Below are 17,291 nucleotides of genomic sequence, written 5' to 3' on the forward strand. Positions count from 1 at the left end.
ACAAATCCTGAGATCACCTGATAACACCCCCTGCGACGGCTACGGTTGAGCCGACCTCACCTCACGCTTTTCGAACATCAGGTGGTTGATGCGATGTCCGGCCTCCGTGCCCTCCGCAATCGTCTCGTCGACGCTCCCGACTCCCTCGGCGAACGATTCCGCGCGGCCCGCTGGGAGCGGTTCCGCTCCTGCTTCCCCGGCATCGAGGACATGCGGGTGGTGGACCTCGGCGGCACCGCCTCGAACTGGACGCGCTCGCCGCTCCGGCCCAGGCACGTGCACCTGGTGAACCTGGAGGAGCACCCGGCCGAGCTGCCCGAGTGGATCACCGCCGAGGTCGCCGACGTCACCGACCCGGAGATCCCCGCCAAGCTCGGCGAGTTCGACCTGGTCGTCTCCAACTCCACCATCGAGCACGTGGGCGGCCCCAGCCAGCGCCGCCGCTTCGTCAGCGCCATCGAGCAACTGGCCCCGCTGCACTGGGTGCAGACCCCCTACCGCTACTTCCCCGTCGAGCCGCACTTCCTCGCCCCCGGCTTCCAGTTCCTGCCGCTCGCCGCCCAGGCCAAGCTCGTCCGGCACTGGCCGCTCACCCACAGCAAGCCCTCCACGCCCGAGGAGGGCATGGACGCGGTCATCAACATCGAGCTGCTGACCCGCGCCGAGATGCGCTACCTCTTCCCCCGGTCCGTGATCATCAGCGAGCGCGTCGCCGGGCTCACCAAGTCCCTGACGGCCGTCCGCAACCGCCTCTGATGCGCCGGCTCCTCCGGGCCCCCTGGGAACTCCTCAAGCTGCGCTTCGGCTGGCTGGTCCTCCACGAGCTGCGCAACAAGGTGCTGCTCGCGCCGACGGCCTGGCGGCTGCGCCGCTTCGAGGACGCCGAGACCGCGCGGCTCGCGAAGGTCCTCGGCCGCCCGCCCGCGGCGAAGGTCGCCACCGTCATCGCCACCCACCGGCGCCCGGAGGCGCTCCTGCGGGCCGTCCGCTCGGCCCTGGAGCAGTCCGTACGCGACCAGGTCGTCCTGGTCGTCGACGACGGCGCCGGTCTGCCCGAACTCCCGGACGACCCACGGCTCTTCGCCGTCTCGCTGGCCCGCAACACCGGGGTGGCGGGCGTCGTGCGCAACGTCGGCGTCCGCCTCACCTCGTCGGCGTACGTCGCCTTCCTCGACGACGACAACCTGTGGGAGCCCGACCACCTCAAGGAGGCCCTGGCCGCCCTGGAGGCGCCCGGCGGCCCCGACGCCGTCTACACCGCGCTGCGGCGGGTCCGGCCCGACGGCACCGACATGGACGTCCTGTCGGTGCCCTTCGACCGGCGCCGGGCCGCACACCAGGCGTTCCTCGACACCAACGCCTTCGTCGCCCGCCGCACCCCGGCCCTGCACTTCAGCCGGCTGCGGCGGACCCCGGCGGTGCTGCCCCGGGAGGACTGGGAGCTGATCCGCCGCTACGCCCGCACCCACCGGGTCGCCCACCTCGCCCGGCCCACCGTGCGCTATCTGGTGAACCCCGGCAGCTTCTACACCTCGTGGGGCGACTGAGGCCGACGGAGCAACGCGCCCACGGCCGCCCGCGCCGGCGGGCGGCTCAGCGCCGCCCGGGACGCCTCCCGCAGCAGCACCGCGCCACGGAAGGCCGCCGTCGCCGCCAGGCCGTGGCGGCGCCGGTAGAGCCGGACCCGGTTGGTCACCAGGAGCGACCACAGGCGCGGCGAGACCCGTGAGTCGCCGCCCAGGTGCGTGGCGCGGGCCCCGGGCTCCAGGCGCGTGCGATGGCCGAGGTCCCGGGCCCGCAGGCAGTACTCGGTCTCCTCCGAGTACAGGAAGAACGACTCGTCCCACGGCCCGCACTCCGCCACGCACTCCCGGGACAGCGCCATCAGCGCCCCGGTCGCCCAGTCCGCCGTCGTCCGTCCCGCGTACGCGGCAGGCGTGGTGACCAGCTCGCTCCAGCGCGGGAAGCGGCCGGCCCGGGTGTTGCCGACGACCGCCTCGCCGAGCGCCCGCGTCAGGCTGGACTCCCGGCGCAGCGAGTGGACGAGCCCGCCGTCCTCCTCGTAAAGCAGCGGCACGGAGATCCCGACGCGGGTGCCGTCGGACAGCGGGCTGCCGAGCGCCGCCACCAGCGTCGCGGCACAGCCCTCGGCCATGCGGATGTCCGGGTTGCAGATCAGCACCGCGCGGTAGCCCTCCGGCCAGGCGCCGGCGGCGCGCAGGGCCGCGTTCACGCCGAAGGCGTAGCCGCCGTTGCGACCGGTCTCCACGACCGTGGCCTCGGGCGCGTGCTTGCGCACCACGGCGACCGTGTCGTCCGCGGAGTCGTTGTCGGCGACGACGAGCCGCCAGTCCAGACCCGCCATGCCCGCCGGGAGCGAGTCGAGGAAGCCGGGCAGCACCTCCGCGCTGTTCCAGGTGACGACGACGACGGCGACCGGGCCGCCGGTGACGTCGCTGCTGTGCTGATCGGTCATCAGATCTCCGCGAGACGAGGCGAGTCGGGGGTACGGGCCGGCGGCACGGGCAGCGGCGGATGCTCAGCGGCCGCCTCCCGCCGTACGAAGCCGAGACAGCTGCCGCCCGCGCCGAGCAGCAGGAAGAACACCCCCGCGAACATGGGGAAGCTGAGCGTGTCGAAGGTCGCGCCGATCACCAGGGCCACCATCGCCGAGGCGAAGAACGCCTGGCCGAGCTCGCGGTCCGACTCGGTCCGGGCGAGCCGCCGGATCGACCCGCCCTGGTGCACGCCGGTCAGCCCGAGCAGCAGCAGGCACGCCACCCCGAGGGCGCCCAGCTCGGCGAGCGTGAGCAGGTACTGGTTGTCGGTGAAGAAGTACCGCTCCGGCGTGAAGGTGCCGAAGCCCCGCCCGAGGACCGGGTCCTGCAGGAAGTACTCGTAGATCTTCGGGTACTTGATGGTGCGGGCCTGCGTGCTGCTGTCGGCGTTGTTCAGACTGCCCGAGAACAGACCGGTGATCGTGCCGATCAGCCCCGGCACCAGCACCTTGAACACCGCCACCGAGCCGAACAGGATGCCGATCGTCGTCCAGCGCCGCTCCGGCTTCCAGCGCGGCACCATCACCAGGGCCACGATCGCGATGCCGATGATCGAGGTCCGCGACACCGTCAGCGGCAGCCCGCCGCCGAGCAGCACCACCGGCGCCCAGCGCTTGAAGTTCCCCAGGTGCCGGCGCGCCGGGTCGAAGGCGTGCCAGACCGCGAACGGCAGCAGGATCGCCAGCATGCCGCTGAACTCCAGCGGATGCGCGGTCAGCGAGCGCGGCCGGGTGAAGGAGCCGCGGTCCATCACGTTGACGCTCGCCGTGCTGGAGCTGAGGCCCGGGATGCGCAGCGAGTCGGCGATGTTGGTGCCGGTGAAGAAGTCGTACAGGCCGAGCGCGGCCACGATCGAACCCATCACGACCAGCCGGCGCAGCAGCACGTCCAGCCGGTCCCGGTCCTGGATGCCGGCCGTGGTCAGCACCACCAGGGCCACCCACACCAGGAGCACGATCAGACCCCGGTCGGCCGCCAGGATCTCCTTCTGCGAGCTGATCCGGTCCTGGTTGGCGACGTAGGAGAGGAGCACCGTGACGGCGACCACGAACATCACCGTCCGCATGGTGCGGGTCCCGGGCGCCGGCGCGAGCCGCCCGCTGCACCAGGTCGCCAGGTACCAGAACAGGCCGAGCAGCGCGAACACGTTCGCCGGGGTGCCCGCGCCGCCGAGCGCGGGCAGCGCCAGGTTCGACGGCAGGAAGAGCGCGAGCGCCAGATAGCCGGTGAGGACCGCGGTCGCGTCGAGCGGCCGGGTGAGCAGCCTGCGGATCCGGCCCGCGCCCGGCCGGGGCGCCGGGGGAGCGGGCTGCGGCAGCCCCTTCGTACGCCGCCGGGCCGCCGCCCACGTCTCCACCACGAACGACGTCAGGAACGCGCCCGTGAGACCGAAGACCACCACCGCGGCCGTCTTCTGGTAGCGCGACTTCGGCTCCGACACCGGCCGCTGCGGCGGTACGATCCGCGCCGACTGCACGTAGTAGCCGTCCGGGACCTTCGCCTCCCGCTGCAGGAACTGCAGCTGCTCGGCCGCGTAGTCGGTGATCTGCCGGGTCTCGTCCAGGACCTTGGCCCGGTCCTCGCCCTTGACGGTGACCGTGAGCAGCGGCCCCTCGGCCTGGGCGGCGAAGTCGACCGCGTACTCGTCGGTGATGCCCCTGGTGACTAAAACCTGCGCCGTCTCGGGCGACTGCAGCGCCCGGATCAGCACGTCGGCCGTGCTGATCAGCGAACCGCTCACATAGGCGAGCGGATTGCCGTAGCTGGGCGCCGGCTTGGCGACCTTCGTCGAGTTCAGCAGCGCCAGCTGGCTCTGCGACTCGTACGTCACGGGGACGGTCGAGTAGAGGTAGCCGCCCGCGACCAGACTGAGCAGGGTCAGCGGCACCATGACGTACCAACGCCCGCGCAGGACGCGGAAGATCTCGGCGATGCTCACGAACCCTCCCCCGGTTCCCCTCGGTGCTGCCAGTATCGGTCCTGATGGAACCGCTGCCGGAAAACACGGACAAAGACGTGCTCACTCCCGAGGGACTCGCCCGCGTGCTGCTGCGCCGCTGGTACGTCCTGCTGCTCGCCGCGCTCCTCACCGGGGCCGGCTGCTACCCGGCGCTGCGGCCCGCGCCGCGCTACCAGAGCTCCGCGGTGCTCGTGGTGAAGCCGCCGCGCACCGACAGTCAGCCCAACCAGCTGACCAACCTCCAGCCCTCGCTGGCCATGGTGTCCTTCGCGGTGGTCCAGCAGCTGCAGTCGCCCGCCGGGCGGGACGAGTTGCGGGAGGCCGGGGTGCACGGCACCTACCGGCTCACCCCCCGCAACAGCGGCACCAGCGCCACCCCGTACTACTCGATCCCCACCCTCCAGGTGGAGGCCGAGCAGTCCGCGCCCGAGGAGGCCGACCGGGTCGTCCAGGCGATCATCGGGGTCTACAGCCGGCATCTGACCGCCCTCCAGACGCAGCAGCACGTGCCGGACTCGACCCTGCTCACCGTCGACCTGGTGAACCGCCCCGGCACCGTCGCGCTGCCGCCCAACCGGACCCGGGCGGTCGCCGGGGTGGGCGCGCTCGGCACCCTCGCGGGCGTGATGACGGCGCTGTGGACCGAGCGGTACGCGACGGCGCGGCGGCGCCGGAGGCAGCACGGGGACTGACATCGCGGGCGGCCGGGCGGCGGGTCAGTGCGCCGCACCGTGCTCCGTGAGCCGGCCGTCCCGCTCCTCGTACAGCGCGCCCGTCTCCGGGCACTCCCACACCCCGGGCCGCTCCGGGTGCGCGGTGAGCCGCACGCCCGCCCTGCCGACCCAGCCGGTCTGCCGGGCCGGAACGCCCATCACCAGGGCGAAATCGGGCACGTCGGAGGTCACCACGGAACCGGCCGCGACCAGCGCCCAGCGCCCGATGGTGACCGGCGCGACGCACACCGAGCGGGCGCCCACGGCGGCCCCGTCGCCGATCACGACGGCGACCGGCTCCCAGTCGCCGCCCCGCTTCAGCTTCCCGTCCGGGTCAACGGCCCGCGGGTTGTGGTCGTTGGTGAGGACCACGGACGGGCCGACGAACACGCCGTCGCCGAGGACCGCGGGCTCGTACACCAGGGCGTGGTTCTGCAGCTTGCAGTTGTCGCCGATGGTCACGCCGGGACCGACGTACGCGCCCCGCCCCACCACGCAGTTCTCGCCGAGGCGGGCGTCCTCGCGGATCTGGGCGAGCTCCCACACGCTGCTGCCGGCGCCGACGACGGCCTTCTCGTCGACCTGGGCGGTGGGCTGGACCCGGTAGTTCACTGACGTGCCTTTCTGTCGATGGGGTGAATACGAGGGGGTGGTGTCTCCTAGATGCCGCGGCGCTTCCACGACCGCCACCACAGCCACTCGCGGCCCCGCTCCACCACCGCCGACAGGATCAGCGGCTGGAGGTACGGCATGGTCCGCGCGCCGATCCGGCGGCGCAGCCGCAGCGCGCGGTACTCCGGCAGCGTCTCGGCGTCCGGGCTGCACTCGCGGGCGAAGGCCACCAGCTCGTCCACCGGCACCACGCCGGTGCGGCCCCGGTCGTACGCCCGGTAGGCACGCCTGAGGGCCTGGCGGGCGAGCCGGGTGTCGACGAGGGCGGCGAGCCGGTCGGCCTGCGGGAGCAGGTCGGCGCACTTGTCGAGGACGGCGGTGAAGGCGGCCCTGCGCTGGCGGATGTCGTCGAGCTGGCCGCCGAAGTCGGTGGTCGACATGTTGTCGCCGTGGACCCGGTAGTACGCCTGGTCGGCGCCCTGGACGTAGCCGACGTCGGCGTGGGCGGCGAGCCGCATCCACATCTCGATGTCGCCGGCGTGGGGCAGCTCCGGGTCGTAGCCGCCGACCTTCCGCTGCAGGCTGGTGCGCACCATCACCTCGGGCGAGGTGATGCATCCGGTGCCCTCGCGGAAGCGGCGCTCCAGCCACCAGTGGCCCGGGTAGACGACGGATCCGGTGCTGTGCGTGCGGGCCGCCGGCAGCGGCCCGCCGTGCCGGAAGCGCAGCGGCCTGCCGTAGCAGAAGCCCGCGTCCGGGTGGGCGTCGAGCAGCGCCGCGGCCCGCACGAGCGCGCCCGGGACGAGCCGGTCGTCGGCGGAGAGCAGGACGACGTAGTCGCCGTCGGCCCATTCGAGCAGGCCCTCGTTGTAGGTGGCGATGTGGCCCTTGTTGGTCTCGTGGACCCGCACCTCGATCCTCGGGTCGGAGGCGGCCAGCTTCCTGGCCACCTCCGCCGAGTCGTCGGGGGACGCGTCATCGATGATCAGCACCCGCACGTCGAGGCCGGGCTGTTCGTCGAGCACGCTGCGTACGCAGTCGGCCAGGAAGTGGCCGTACTTGTAGCAGGGGATGACGACGCTTACTGAACTCATGTGGTGCGTTCCCCGTGTTTCCTGAAGGGGGTCAGCCGGTCGTGAAGACCGGGCCGACCCAGTAGTTGGTCGAGTTGTAGGAACTGGTCGGGAAGGCGCTCGCGGTGCCGTACCGGTAGACGCCGTTGGCGCTTCCCGAGGCGTCGGCGGGCGCCGTCAGCGGGTATTCGAGGTGGGCGCTGCCGAAGTACCCGCCGTCCGAGGCGTAGTTGCCGTTGGGCGCGTGGTACGACACCACGTAGCGGGTGCCGGCGGTGATGCTGACCGGGGTGGCGAAGGTGAGCTTCTGCCAGCCGGAGGCCGTCTCGCCGGTGAAGGTGCCGGTGGCGAGCAGCGTGCCGCTGTCGGTCCACAGGCTGCCGGTGTGGGTGCCGGTGTTGCCCGCGCCCTTGTAGAAGGTGACTCCGGTGACCTTGCCGGCCAGGGCCGACTCGAACCGGGTGCCGACCTCCAGGGAGTTGGCGTCACTGGTCTCCGAGGCCCGGGCGGGCACCGCGTCGGCGCTCCACAGGGTGCACGGGCAGTTCGCCGGCGGCGGGGTGGTGCCGGTGGTGAAGGTCCAGGTCACCGGCGCCGCCATCGCGTTGCCCCACAGGTCGGCGGCCTGCACGGACGCCGTGTACGTGGTGCCGAGCGCGAGCTGCGAGGAGAGCGTGAACGCGGCGGTCTTGCCGTCGCTGCTCAGGGTGGCCCGGCCCGGGACGGCGGTGCCGTTCGGGTCCTTCACCGTGAACACCAGGCTGTCGCCGTCCAGGCTCTCGCTGAAGGTCGCCGACAGCGGCGCGGTGGGCGAGACGCCCGTGGCGCCCGCGGCGGGCGTGCGGGCGGTCACGGTCGGCGGTGCGGTGCTGGCCGAGCCGGTCTCCAGGATGGCGTCCACCCAGTAGTTGGCGCCGCTCGACGCCTGCGACGGGAAGCCGCTGGTGGACCCGTACTTGTAGACGCCGTTGCCGCCGTCCGTACCCGACTTGAGCGCGGTGAGCGGGGCGAGGCCCGCGTCCTTGGCGGCGAAGTAGTCCGCGTCGTAGGCGTAGCCGCCGTTCGGCGCGAAGTACGAGGCGACGTAGGTGGTGTTGGCCTTCACCGGCACGGGGCTGGCGAACTTCAGCTGCTGCCAGCCGGACGCGGTCTCGCCGCTGAAGGTGCCGGTGGCGAGCAGTTGGCCGGAGGACGACCACAGACTGCCCTTGTGGGTGCCGGTGTTGACGCTCGACTTGTAGAAGCGGACGCCGGTGATCGTGCCGGGCACGGAGCTGCGGACCTTCACGCCGAGCTCGACGGAGCTGCCGTCGCCGCCGTTCGGCTGGCCCGGCGTCGCCGAGGCCGGCCACACCGTGCACGGGCACTTCTGCGCGTCGACGGTGAGCGGTACGGAGGTCTCCGCGCCGATGTTCACGCTGTCGTCGACGGCGCGGACCTTCAGCGTGACCGGGCCCTGGGCCATCGGGGTCCAGGTGTAGCTCCAGGAGGTGGTGCCGTCGGCGGCGTGCCAGGTGGTGCCGCCGTCCGTGGACACCTCCACCCGGGCGACCACGCCGCCGCCCGCGTCGGAGGCGGTGCCGGAGACGGTGACCTGCTGCAGCGCCGGGACGGAGCTGTTCGGCGCCGGGCTGGTGACGGTGACGGCGGGGCCCGTGGTGTCGGTCGACGCGGTGGCCGGGACCAGGCCCGTCTGCAGGGTCTTCGGCTGCAGGCCCATGTCGGCGAGGATGTTCACGGTCGCCTGCTGCATCCGCTTGTCCTCGGTGACCACGGCGCCGCCCGGGTCGGCCGTCGGCACGTTCGTGAGACCCCAGGACCACTGCACGGTGCCGGTGCCGAAGACCAGCGCCTTCGAGGTCGGGTCGCGGAAGGCGACCAGGCTGTGCGTGGCGGTGCCGTTGCCGTAGTTGTTGCCCCAGTCCTGCAGGTACTTGCCGTCCTGGACGTCGACCGACGTCGACGACATCCGGATCTGGCCGGCCGGCCGGGTGGCGTTCTCGATGTCGGCGTCCCACTCGTAGCCGAGGGTGCCCTTGGGGAAGGTGGCGACCTGGCCGCCGGTCAGGCCCGCGACCGAGGTGTTGCGCCACAGCCGCATCTTCCCGTACGCCGCCGGCACGGTGATGGCGTCGCTGCGGTAGCCGTTCACCTGGAACATCGAGCCGGTGAGGATGTTCTCCGGCCGGTAGGGAGCGCCGGCCTTGGTGCTGTCCGGGTCCATGAAGGTGCCGGTCCACTGGTCGCTGGGGTCCGGGACGCCGTTCGGCGTCGGGAACTTCAGCTTGGTCTCCTTGTAGCAGACCAGGGTGCGGTCGGCGGTGTGGCCGAGGTCCAGGCTCGGTTCGAGCCGGGTCTTCCAGAAGACCTCGTTGCCCGCGAAGTACGTCTGGTGCTGGCCGCCCTTGCGGGCGTTGAGCACGTTGGTGAACTGCTCGCCCGTCCAGTACTCGTCGTGCCCCTGCGACATGTACATCTTGTGCTTCGGCAGGATGGTGGCGCCCCGGGTGGCGACGTCGACGCCGGAGGCGTAGCTCAGGTCGTAGCCGTTGCGCTCCAGCCAGGCGATCATCTCGAACTCGGAGCCGTAGACGCCGTTGTCGCCGCTGATGTCCATCGGACGGTTGTAACTGACCTTGTACGCCCGCCCGTCGGGCGCCGGTCCGTTGCCGTCGTAGAGGTTGGCGCCGCCCCACTTGTTGTACGCCTGCCAGGTCTGGTCCGAGGTCTGCACGAGGATGTCGGACGTGCTGGAGTCGTTGCGCACGACGAAGGGGTACGGCATGACGCCGTTGCCGTCGTCCTGGTCGAAGTTGGCGATGTAGAGGCCCGAGACGGCGTCGCTCGGCACGCTCCAGGACGCCGTGGCCGGCCAGTTGCCGCAGTCGAGCAGACCGGTGCCGGAGTCCTTCAGGCAGTCGAGCCGCTTGGTGAGGTAGTTGGCCGGGTAGATCTGGGCGGCCTGCGCGTCCGTGGAGACCTGCCGGGCGCCGTCGCCGCCGTACCAGCCGAGCCGGAAGATCCGGACGTGGTACGCGGCGGGGGACTGGACCTTGAACTGGATCGTCTCGCCGGGCTGCACGCTCATCTTCGTCGCGAACCCGGCGATGTCGCCGTAGTTGTTCCCGGAGAACCAGTCGGACATGGGCGTGCCCGGCTTGGAGTTCTCGCACACGATCGGGTTGCTGCCCGCGCCGCACGGATCGGTGAGGGCGCTCGCCTCGCCGGCCGGTGGCAGGAATATCGCGGTCAGCGCCGCGGCAAGGGCGAACACGGCGCCTCTGACACGGCGATACGGGTTTTGCATGGCTGTACCTTTCACGGGCAGTACAGAGGTCCCGGCCCAGCGCTCTCACGAGTGGGCCGGGGTGGGGGCCCTCAGCCGAGGGCGTTCACCAACGCGGCCACGACCTGGCGCTGCTGGTCGTGGGTGATCTGGGGAAACAGCGGCAGCGACAGGATCTCGGCGGCCGCGCGCTCGGCGTGCGGGAAGTCCCCGCGCCCGTAACCGAGTTCGCGGTAGGCGGGCGTCAGGTGGACCGGGTCCGGATAGTGCACCCCGGCCCCGATGCCGCTCGCGTTCAGCTTGCCGACCACCGCGTCGCGGTCCGCGCCCGGGACGCGCACCACGTACAGGTGCCACACCGGGGTGTTGCCGTCGGCCGTCGTGGGGCGGACCACGCGGCCGGTGTCGGCGAGCGGCGCGAGCAGCTCGTCGTAGCGGGCCGCCGCCTGCCGCCGGGCCTCGTTCCCGGCGGCGAGACGGCGCAGCTTCGCCCGCAGCACGACGGCCTGGAGGCCGTCGAGCCGGCTGTTGAACCCGGGCACGTCGTGCCGGTACTTGGCCACCCCGCCGTGGTTGGCGACCGCCCGCACCAGCGCGGCGGCCTCCGCGTCGTCGGTGAGGACCGCGCCCGCGTCGCCGTAGGCGCCCAGGTTCTTGCCCGGGTAGAAGCTGGTGGCGGCGATGCCGGCGCTGCCGGGCGTACGGCCGTGCCGGCTCGCGCCCTGGCTCTGGGCGGCGTCCTCCACGATCCGTACGTGCCCGGGCAGCGCGGCCGTAAGGGCGGCGACGTCGGCGCACTGCCCGTACAGGTGGACCGGCACCACGGCCCGGGTGTTCCCGCCGACCGCGGCCACAGCGGCCGAGGGATCGATCAGCAGAGTGTCGGGCTCGCAGTCGACCAGGACCGGGCGGGCACCGGTGCGGTGCACGGCCCCGGCGGTCGCGATGAAGGTGTTCGCGGGCAGCACCACCTCGTCGCCCGCGCCGACCCCGCTCGCCCGCAGCGCCAGCTCCAGGGCGTCGGTGCCGTTGGCGACCCCGACCACGTGGGCGACGCCGCCGAACTCCGCGTACTCGCGCTCGAAGGCGGCGACCTCCTCCCCGCCGATGAAGGCGGTGTTCGCGAGGACCCGGTCGAAGCCGGCGCGTATCTCCGCGTCGACCTCGGCGTGGGCCGCCTTCAGGTCGACCAGGGGAATGTGGTTCATCAGGCCTTCGCTCCTCGTACCGGGACCAGCCGGTCCCCCTGGGTGGTGGTGTCCTGTTCGAGCTGATCGAGGGCGGTGGGCGCGGCGGTGCGCAGCCGGCGGGCCGGGGACCCGGCCCACACCTCGCCGGGCGGCACGTCGCCGAGGACCACCGAGCCCATGCCGACGAGCGACCAGGGGCCGATCGCCGTGCCTTCGCGGACCAGCGCGCCGGCGCCGAGATAGGCGCCGCGGCCGACCCGGACGGTGCCGCCGAGCCGTACGCCCGAGGCGAGGGTGGCGAAGTCGCCGACCTCGTCGTCGTGGGTGAGGACGGTCTGCGGCATCACCGCGACGTGCCGGCCGACCCGCACGGCCGCGGTGAGCACGGTGTGGGCGAGCAGCACCGTGCCGGGGCCGATCACCGAGCTCGCCGACACCACGGCGGTCGGATGCACCACCGTGGTGTAGCGGTGCTCGGGCAGGCCGAGGCGCCGCACCACCCGGGCCCGGGAGGCGTAGTCGCGCGGACTGCCCACGCACACCACGAACGACGCGTCCTTCAGCTTGCGGATCCGCTCGGTGCCGCCGAGCACGGGCACGCCGTCGACCGTGCAGCCCTGCAGTGCCGGGTCGTCGTCCAGATGGCCCGCCAGCGGCAGGCCGGCGGCGCGGGCGGCCTGCGCGGTCTCCCGCGCGAAGCCGCCCGCACCGATGATCACGAGCCGCGCGGTCACCGACCCGCCGCCGCTTCCCGCAGGACGGCGACCACGCGGTCCTGCTGCTCCTCGGTCATCGTGTGGAACAGCGGCAGGATCAGCGAGTCGCGGCTGATCCGCTCGGTCACCGGCAGCGGAGCCGCCGGGTGGCCTTCGTAGGCCGGTTCGAGATGGCTCGCCATGATGCCGCGGCGGGCCGAGACCCCGGCCTCGGCGAGCAGCGCGAGCAGCTCGTCGCGGCCCACCGGGAAGTCCCCGTCGAGCAGCACCCAGTACGACTGGAAGTTGCCCTCGCCGTGCGCCGGGTCGCGCACCGGCCGGAGACCGGGTACGTCCGCCAGCAACTCCGCGTAACGCGCCGCGAGTTCCCGGCGCCGTGCCACCAGCGCGTCGAGCCGGTCCAGCTGGGCGAGGCCGACCGCGGCCTGGATGTCGGTCATCCGGTAGTTGAACCCGGTCTCCAGATAGCTCTCCAGGACCGGCTTGCCGCTCGCGTGCCGGTCGGCCGCCGACACGTTCATGCCGTGCTCGCGCAGCCGGCGCAGCCGCGCCGCCCACTCGGCGTCGTCGGTGGTGATCATGCCGCCCTCGCCGGTGGTGAGCAGCTTGCGCGGATGGAACGACCAGGCGGCGAGCAGCGCGCCCCGCCCGACGGGCCCGCCGTCGACGGTCGAGCCGATCGCGCAGGCCGCGTCCTCCACCAGCGGCAGGCCCCAGCCGTCGCAGGCCGCCCGCAGCGCGGCGACGTCCGCCGGCACGCCGGCCTGGTGGACGACGAGCACCGCCCTGGTGCGCTCGGTGCGCACCGCCTCCACGGTGGCCGCCGTCAGGTTGCCGGTGGCGAGGTCGACGTCCGCGAAGACCGGTTCGGCGCCCACGTACCTTACGGCGTTGGCGGTGGCGATGAACGACAGCGACGGGACGACCACCTCGTCGCCCGGACCCAGGCCCAGCGCGACGAGCGTCAGGTGCAGGGCGGTGGTGCAGGAGCTGACGGCCACGCCGTGCGCGGCGCCGACCCGCGCCGCGAACGCCTCCTCGAAGGCCGCGACCCGCGGCCCCTGGGCCACCCAGCCGGACCGTACGGCGTCGGCGGCGGCCGTCGCCTCCTCCTCGCCCAGCCACGGCACCATCACCGGGATCCGCACCGGTTCCGCGGCGGCCTGCGCGGCGGCCTGCTCGGCGTCCGTCGCGGTCGCGCCCTTCTCGGCCCGCCACCAGTCGACCAGGTCCCGCAGACCCGTCCGCAGATCGATCTCCGCCTTGAAACCGAGCCGCTCCTCCGCCCGCGTGGTGTCCGCCAGCCGCCGGGTGACCCCGTTGACCGCACGGGCCGGGCCGTGCACCGGCTCCAGGTCGGAGCCCATGACGTCGAGCAGCGCGTCGGCGAGTTCGCGCAGCGAGGTCTCGGTGGCGCTCGCCACGTTGAACACCTCGTCCGTCACGTCCGCGCGGGCCGCCAGGATGTTGGCCCTGGCGATGTCCCGGACGTCCACGAAGTCCATCGTCTGCGTGCCGTCCCCGAGGATCAGCGGCGGCTCGCCCGCCTCGATCCGCTCCATCCAGCGGATCAGCACCTCGGTGTAGAGCCCGTGGATGTCCATCCGCGGCCCGTACACGTTGAAGTAGCGCAGCGCCACGTAGTCCAGGCCGTACATGGCGTGGAAGCTGCGCAGCATCCCCTCGTTGAACGCCTTGGCCGCGCCGTAGAACGTGTCGTTGTTGTACGGGTGGTGGCGCTCGTCCGTCGGGAAGGACTCGGCCAGGCCGTACACCGAGGCCGAGGACGAGGCGATCACCTTGCCCACCCCGGCCGCCGCCGCGGCCTCCAGGACGTTGAACGTGCCGTCCACCATCACCTCGTTGGCGAGCCGCGGCTCCTCCGCGCACTGGGTGATGCGGATCGCCGCCAGATGGAAGACCAGGTCCGCGCCCTCGGTCACCCTGCGCACGGTCGCGGCGTCCCGGATGTCGCCCTCGACGAGCCGGACCCGCCCGGACCCCGTCGCCCGCGCCAGATTGGCCCGGCGGCCGCGCACCAGGTTGTCGAGCACGACGACCTCGTCCGCACCACCCTCGACCAGCAGGTCCGTCACATGGGACCCGATGGTGCCGGCCCCGCCGGTGACCAGGATCCGCTTGCCCCGAAAGTCGCTCAACGCCGCTCTCCCGCCGCTTCGTTCATGTTCTTGAGGGACCGCTCGGCACCGGTCCGCAGGCCGACGACCGCGCCACGGAACTCCAGGCTCCGCGAGGCCGCCTCCAGGATGTCCAGGACCCGCAGGCCCGCCCGCCCGTCGGTCAGCGGCGCCCGCCCCTCGGCGATCGACGCCGCGAACTCGTCGACCATGCTGCGCAGCGCCTCCTTCTCGCCGATCGCCGGCGCGACCATGTCGCCGCTGCGGTACGAGATGAGGGCCGCCCGGCGCTCGTCCGCGCCCAGGTCCTGCGGCGTCGCCAGGTCCACCCCGCGGTCGAACACCGCGATCCGCTGCGCCGGGTTGAGGTCGTCCCAGACCAGGGTGCGCTTGGCGCCGCCGACCATGGTGGTGCGGACCTTGGTCGGGGACAGCCAGTTGACGTGCACGTGCGCGATGGCACCCGTGCTCAGCTGGAGCGTCAGGTACGTGATGCAGTCCTGGCCCGCGCCGATCGGGTCCGCGCCGTGCGCGGCGACCGCCACCGGCTCGACGTGCTCCGGCAGGATGAAGTCGAGGATGGACAGGTCGTGCGGGGCGAGGTCCCACAGCACGTCGATGTCCTTCTGCACCAGGCCCAGGTTGATCCGCACCGAGTCCACGTAGTGGATGTCGCCGAGCGCGCCCTCGTGCACCAGCTCGCGGATCTTCGCCACGGCCGGGGTGTAGCAGTAGGTGTGGTCGCACATCAGGGTCAGGCCGCGCTCCTCGGCCTCGGCGACCAGCCGCGCGCCGTCGGCGTAGGTGGTGGCGAGCGGCTTCTCGACGAGCACGTGCTTGCCGGCGCGCAGCGCGGCCAGCGCCACGTCCAGGTGGGTGCCGGCCGGGGTGGCGACGGCCACCGCGTGCACCTCGGGGTCGGCGAGCACGGCCGCGTAGTCGTCGGTGGCCCGGACGGTGGAGTAGCCGCCGAGGACCCGTTCGGCGCGCGTGACGTCGAGGTCGCACAGCCAGCGCAGCCGGAAGCGGTCGCTGGACTGGAAGTTGCGGACGAGGTTGGGACCCCAGTAGCCGGCGCCTATGACGGCGACTCCCAGCCGCTCGTCGGGTCGGTCGGCGTCGTTCAAGGTGTTCCCCCTCTTGTGGATGTGCTTTGCCATCTCAGTAGGCGCCCGTCCCGCGCAGCACGGCCGGGCCGGTGCGCAGCAGGATCACCGTGTCCAGGCCGAGCGACCAGTTGTCCACGTACGCCAGGTCGAGGCGCACGGCCTCCTCCCACGGCAGGTCGGAGCGGCCGCTGACCTGCCACAGACCGGTCAGGCCCGGCTTCACGAGGAGCCGGCGGCGCACCTCGTGGCTGTAGCCGGCGACCTCCTCGGGCAGTGGCGGGCGTGGCCCGATCAGCGACATACGGCCCGTCAGCACGTTGATCAGCTGCGGCAGTTCGTCGAGCGAGTAGCGGCGCAGGGTGGCGCCGACCCGGGTGACCCGCGGGTCGTCGCGGACCTTGAACAGCAGCCCGTCGCTGTTGTGGTTGGCGTGCGCGAGCTCCGCCCGGCGGGCCTCCGCGTCCGGCCGCATCGTCCGGAACTTCAGCATGGTGAAGTGCTTGCCGTGCAGGCCCACCCGCACCTGCCGGAACAGCGCCGGGCCGCGGCTGCCGAGCCGCACGGTCAGCGCGACCACGCACATCAGCGGAGAGAGCAGGAGCAGCAGCACGGCCGCGATCAGCCGCTCCGCCACCTCCTTGGGCAGCCGCGAGAGCCGGGACAGCCGGGGCGCCCGGACGTGGATCAGCGGGACGCCGCCGATCGTCCGCACGTCGAGCCGGGCGGCCGCCACGTCGCCGAACGAGGGCGCGATCAGGAAGTCGCCGCCGGCGGCCGCCGTGCTCCAGGCGAGCCGGCGCAGCAGCCCCGCGTCGATCTCCGGCGCCGGCAGCACCACGACGGCGGTCCCGCCGCCGAAGGCCCGTATCGCGCCCGGCACTTCGTCGACACCGCCGAGCACCGGGACCCCGAACGCGTCCAGGTCGTCCGTGGTGCGCGGATCGGTCAGGCACACCCCGGCCAGCTCCATGCCCTGGAGCACGGCCGCCGCGGGCGCGCCCGGCCGGCTGTCGCGGAGCAGCGCGGCGAGCAGTTCGGCGACCCCGGCCGACGGGCCCACGAGCACCGCGGTCGTACGGCCCTGGCCGCGCGCCCAGCGCGTCCGCAGCCGGCGCCGCAGCGCGCACCGGGCGGCCAGGGACAGCGCGGCGGCGAGCGGTGCCGCCAGGATCATCTCGTGCAGCAGGTCCGGATCCCCCGCGAGCCCCCAGCCGAGCCCCGCGGCCAGCGCCGGAAGCACCAGCGCGGCGCGCAGCACCCGCAGATAGAGCTCGCTCCCGGAGCCGAACGACGCCGTCGCGTAGCCGCGGTGCGCGGCCGTCGCCAGGAGCCAGGCCACCGGCAGTCCGGGCACGACCGGCCAGTGACCGCCCGCGCGCAGCACGAGCAGCGCCGCGGCCACGGCCCCGACGAGGTCGGCGGCCAGCAGCACGAGCTGATGTCTCCTCCGCCACCACAGGCGGCGGACATCGGAACGGCCGGAGAGTTCCGAATGATCAGCGTGATCGGTGTGGTCTGCGTGATCTGAGTGGTCGATGTGTGTGGATTCGACACGATGCCGCTCATGCGTGACCGGCAGGACGGTCATCCATTCCCCCCAAGGGCGCTTCGCACGCACCCCGGCACGGGCCCCCGACGCACCTGCCCCCCGACGCGCCCAGGAGCGCACGGCTCGCGGACAGCGGACAGGGGAAGGTCGGCGACGGTCGGCGAGGGTACGCGGCTCTTCCGCCTGACTGAACGGTGCGGACCGAGTCGCAAGTCTCCCCAGCCACGGCCGGGTCCGCACAGGACGCAGAATCCGCCCGGGACACGATGTGTTCGCGACCGAGCGGATCCGGCGACGCTCAATCTAGACCAACTGGGGCAGGCCATCCAGGAGTTGTGTGAAACTCCTACCGATAGTTGAAGGAACTGTAAGAGTCGGACGGGTTGG

The 17,291-nt window shown here is 72.7% G+C and carries 13 protein-coding genes; 3 read left to right on the top strand and 10 right to left on the bottom strand.

Going from position 1 to position 17,291, the window contains the following annotated elements; genetic code table 11:
• Positions 1-93 precede the first annotated feature (93 nt).
• Complete coding sequence (locus tag ACWEJX_RS11815) at positions 94-756, top strand: class I SAM-dependent methyltransferase (RefSeq protein ID WP_451607326.1); 663 nt, start codon at positions 94-96, stop codon at positions 754-756.
• The gene (locus tag ACWEJX_RS11820; RefSeq protein ID WP_451607327.1) at positions 756-1,547 is read left to right on the top strand and encodes a glycosyltransferase family 2 protein; all 792 of its coding nucleotides are present in this window, start codon (positions 756-758) and stop codon (positions 1,545-1,547) included. Before ACWEJX_RS11815 ends, ACWEJX_RS11820 begins: the two co-directional genes overlap by 1 nt.
• Here ACWEJX_RS11820 and ACWEJX_RS11825 read toward each other — a convergent pair.
• Both ACWEJX_RS11825 and ACWEJX_RS11830 read right to left on the bottom strand, forming a co-directional pair.
• On the bottom strand, positions 1,526-2,476 hold the full coding sequence (locus ACWEJX_RS11825; protein ID WP_451607328.1) for a glycosyltransferase family 2 protein: 951 nt from the start codon (positions 2,474-2,476) through the stop codon (positions 1,526-1,528). The two genes, ACWEJX_RS11820 and ACWEJX_RS11825, sit on opposite strands and share 22 nt — an antisense overlap.
• The gene (locus ACWEJX_RS11830) at positions 2,476-4,497 is read right to left on the bottom strand and encodes an O-antigen ligase family protein (RefSeq protein ID WP_451607329.1); all 2,022 of its coding nucleotides are present in this window, start codon (positions 4,495-4,497) and stop codon (positions 2,476-2,478) included. The genes ACWEJX_RS11825 and ACWEJX_RS11830 overlap by 1 nt, the downstream gene beginning before the upstream one ends.
• A gap of 77 nt (positions 4,498-4,574) precedes the next feature.
• On the opposite strand from ACWEJX_RS11830, the gene ACWEJX_RS11835 reads away from it, so the two are divergent.
• Positions 4,575-5,210, top strand: coding sequence for a hypothetical protein (locus ACWEJX_RS11835; RefSeq protein ID WP_451607330.1), 636 nt, complete (start codon positions 4,575-4,577; stop codon positions 5,208-5,210).
• A gap of 24 nt (positions 5,211-5,234) precedes the next feature.
• Here ACWEJX_RS11835 and ACWEJX_RS11840 read toward each other — a convergent pair whose 3' ends face one another.
• The 8 genes from ACWEJX_RS11840 to ACWEJX_RS11875 all read right to left on the bottom strand — a co-directional run bounded on the left by ACWEJX_RS11840 (position 5,235) and on the right by ACWEJX_RS11875 (position 16,787).
• A complete protein-coding gene (locus ACWEJX_RS11840) occupies positions 5,235-5,843 on the bottom strand; it encodes an acyltransferase (protein ID WP_451607331.1) in 609 nt (202 codons plus the stop codon).
• A 47-nt stretch (positions 5,844-5,890) separates the two neighbouring features.
• Positions 5,891-6,937 (bottom strand): glycosyltransferase family 2 protein, encoded by a 1,047-nt coding sequence (locus tag ACWEJX_RS11845; RefSeq protein WP_451607332.1) that lies wholly within the window; start codon positions 6,935-6,937, stop codon positions 5,891-5,893.
• 31 nt (positions 6,938-6,968) lie between these two features.
• Positions 6,969-10,223: a DUF4082 domain-containing protein gene (locus tag ACWEJX_RS11850; protein ID WP_451607333.1), complete on the bottom strand. Its 3,255-nt coding sequence runs from the start codon at positions 10,221-10,223 to the stop codon at positions 6,969-6,971.
• Positions 10,224-10,294: 71 nt separating this feature from the next.
• A complete protein-coding gene (locus ACWEJX_RS11855; RefSeq protein WP_451607334.1) occupies positions 10,295-11,410 on the bottom strand; it encodes a DegT/DnrJ/EryC1/StrS family aminotransferase in 1,116 nt (371 codons plus the stop codon).
• Positions 11,410-12,126, bottom strand: a complete 717-nt coding sequence (locus tag ACWEJX_RS11860; protein ID WP_451607335.1) for an acetyltransferase — start codon at positions 12,124-12,126, stop codon at positions 11,410-11,412. Before ACWEJX_RS11860 ends, ACWEJX_RS11855 begins: the two co-directional genes overlap by 1 nt.
• A complete protein-coding gene (locus tag ACWEJX_RS11865; RefSeq protein ID WP_451607336.1) occupies positions 12,123-14,267 on the bottom strand; it encodes an aminotransferase class I/II-fold pyridoxal phosphate-dependent enzyme in 2,145 nt (714 codons plus the stop codon). Before ACWEJX_RS11865 ends, ACWEJX_RS11860 begins: the two co-directional genes overlap by 4 nt.
• On the bottom strand, positions 14,264-15,373 hold the full coding sequence (locus ACWEJX_RS11870) for a Gfo/Idh/MocA family protein (protein ID WP_451607337.1): 1,110 nt from the start codon (positions 15,371-15,373) through the stop codon (positions 14,264-14,266). Before ACWEJX_RS11870 ends, ACWEJX_RS11865 begins: the two co-directional genes overlap by 4 nt.
• 34 nt (positions 15,374-15,407) lie before the next feature.
• Positions 15,408-16,787 carry a sugar transferase gene (locus tag ACWEJX_RS11875; protein WP_451607338.1) on the bottom strand — a complete coding sequence of 460 codons (1,380 nt, stop codon included), beginning with the start codon at positions 16,785-16,787 and terminating at the stop codon, positions 15,408-15,410.
• Positions 16,788-17,291 lie beyond the last annotated feature (504 nt).

It is taken from the genome of Streptomyces sp. NPDC004788 (assembly GCF_053601115.1).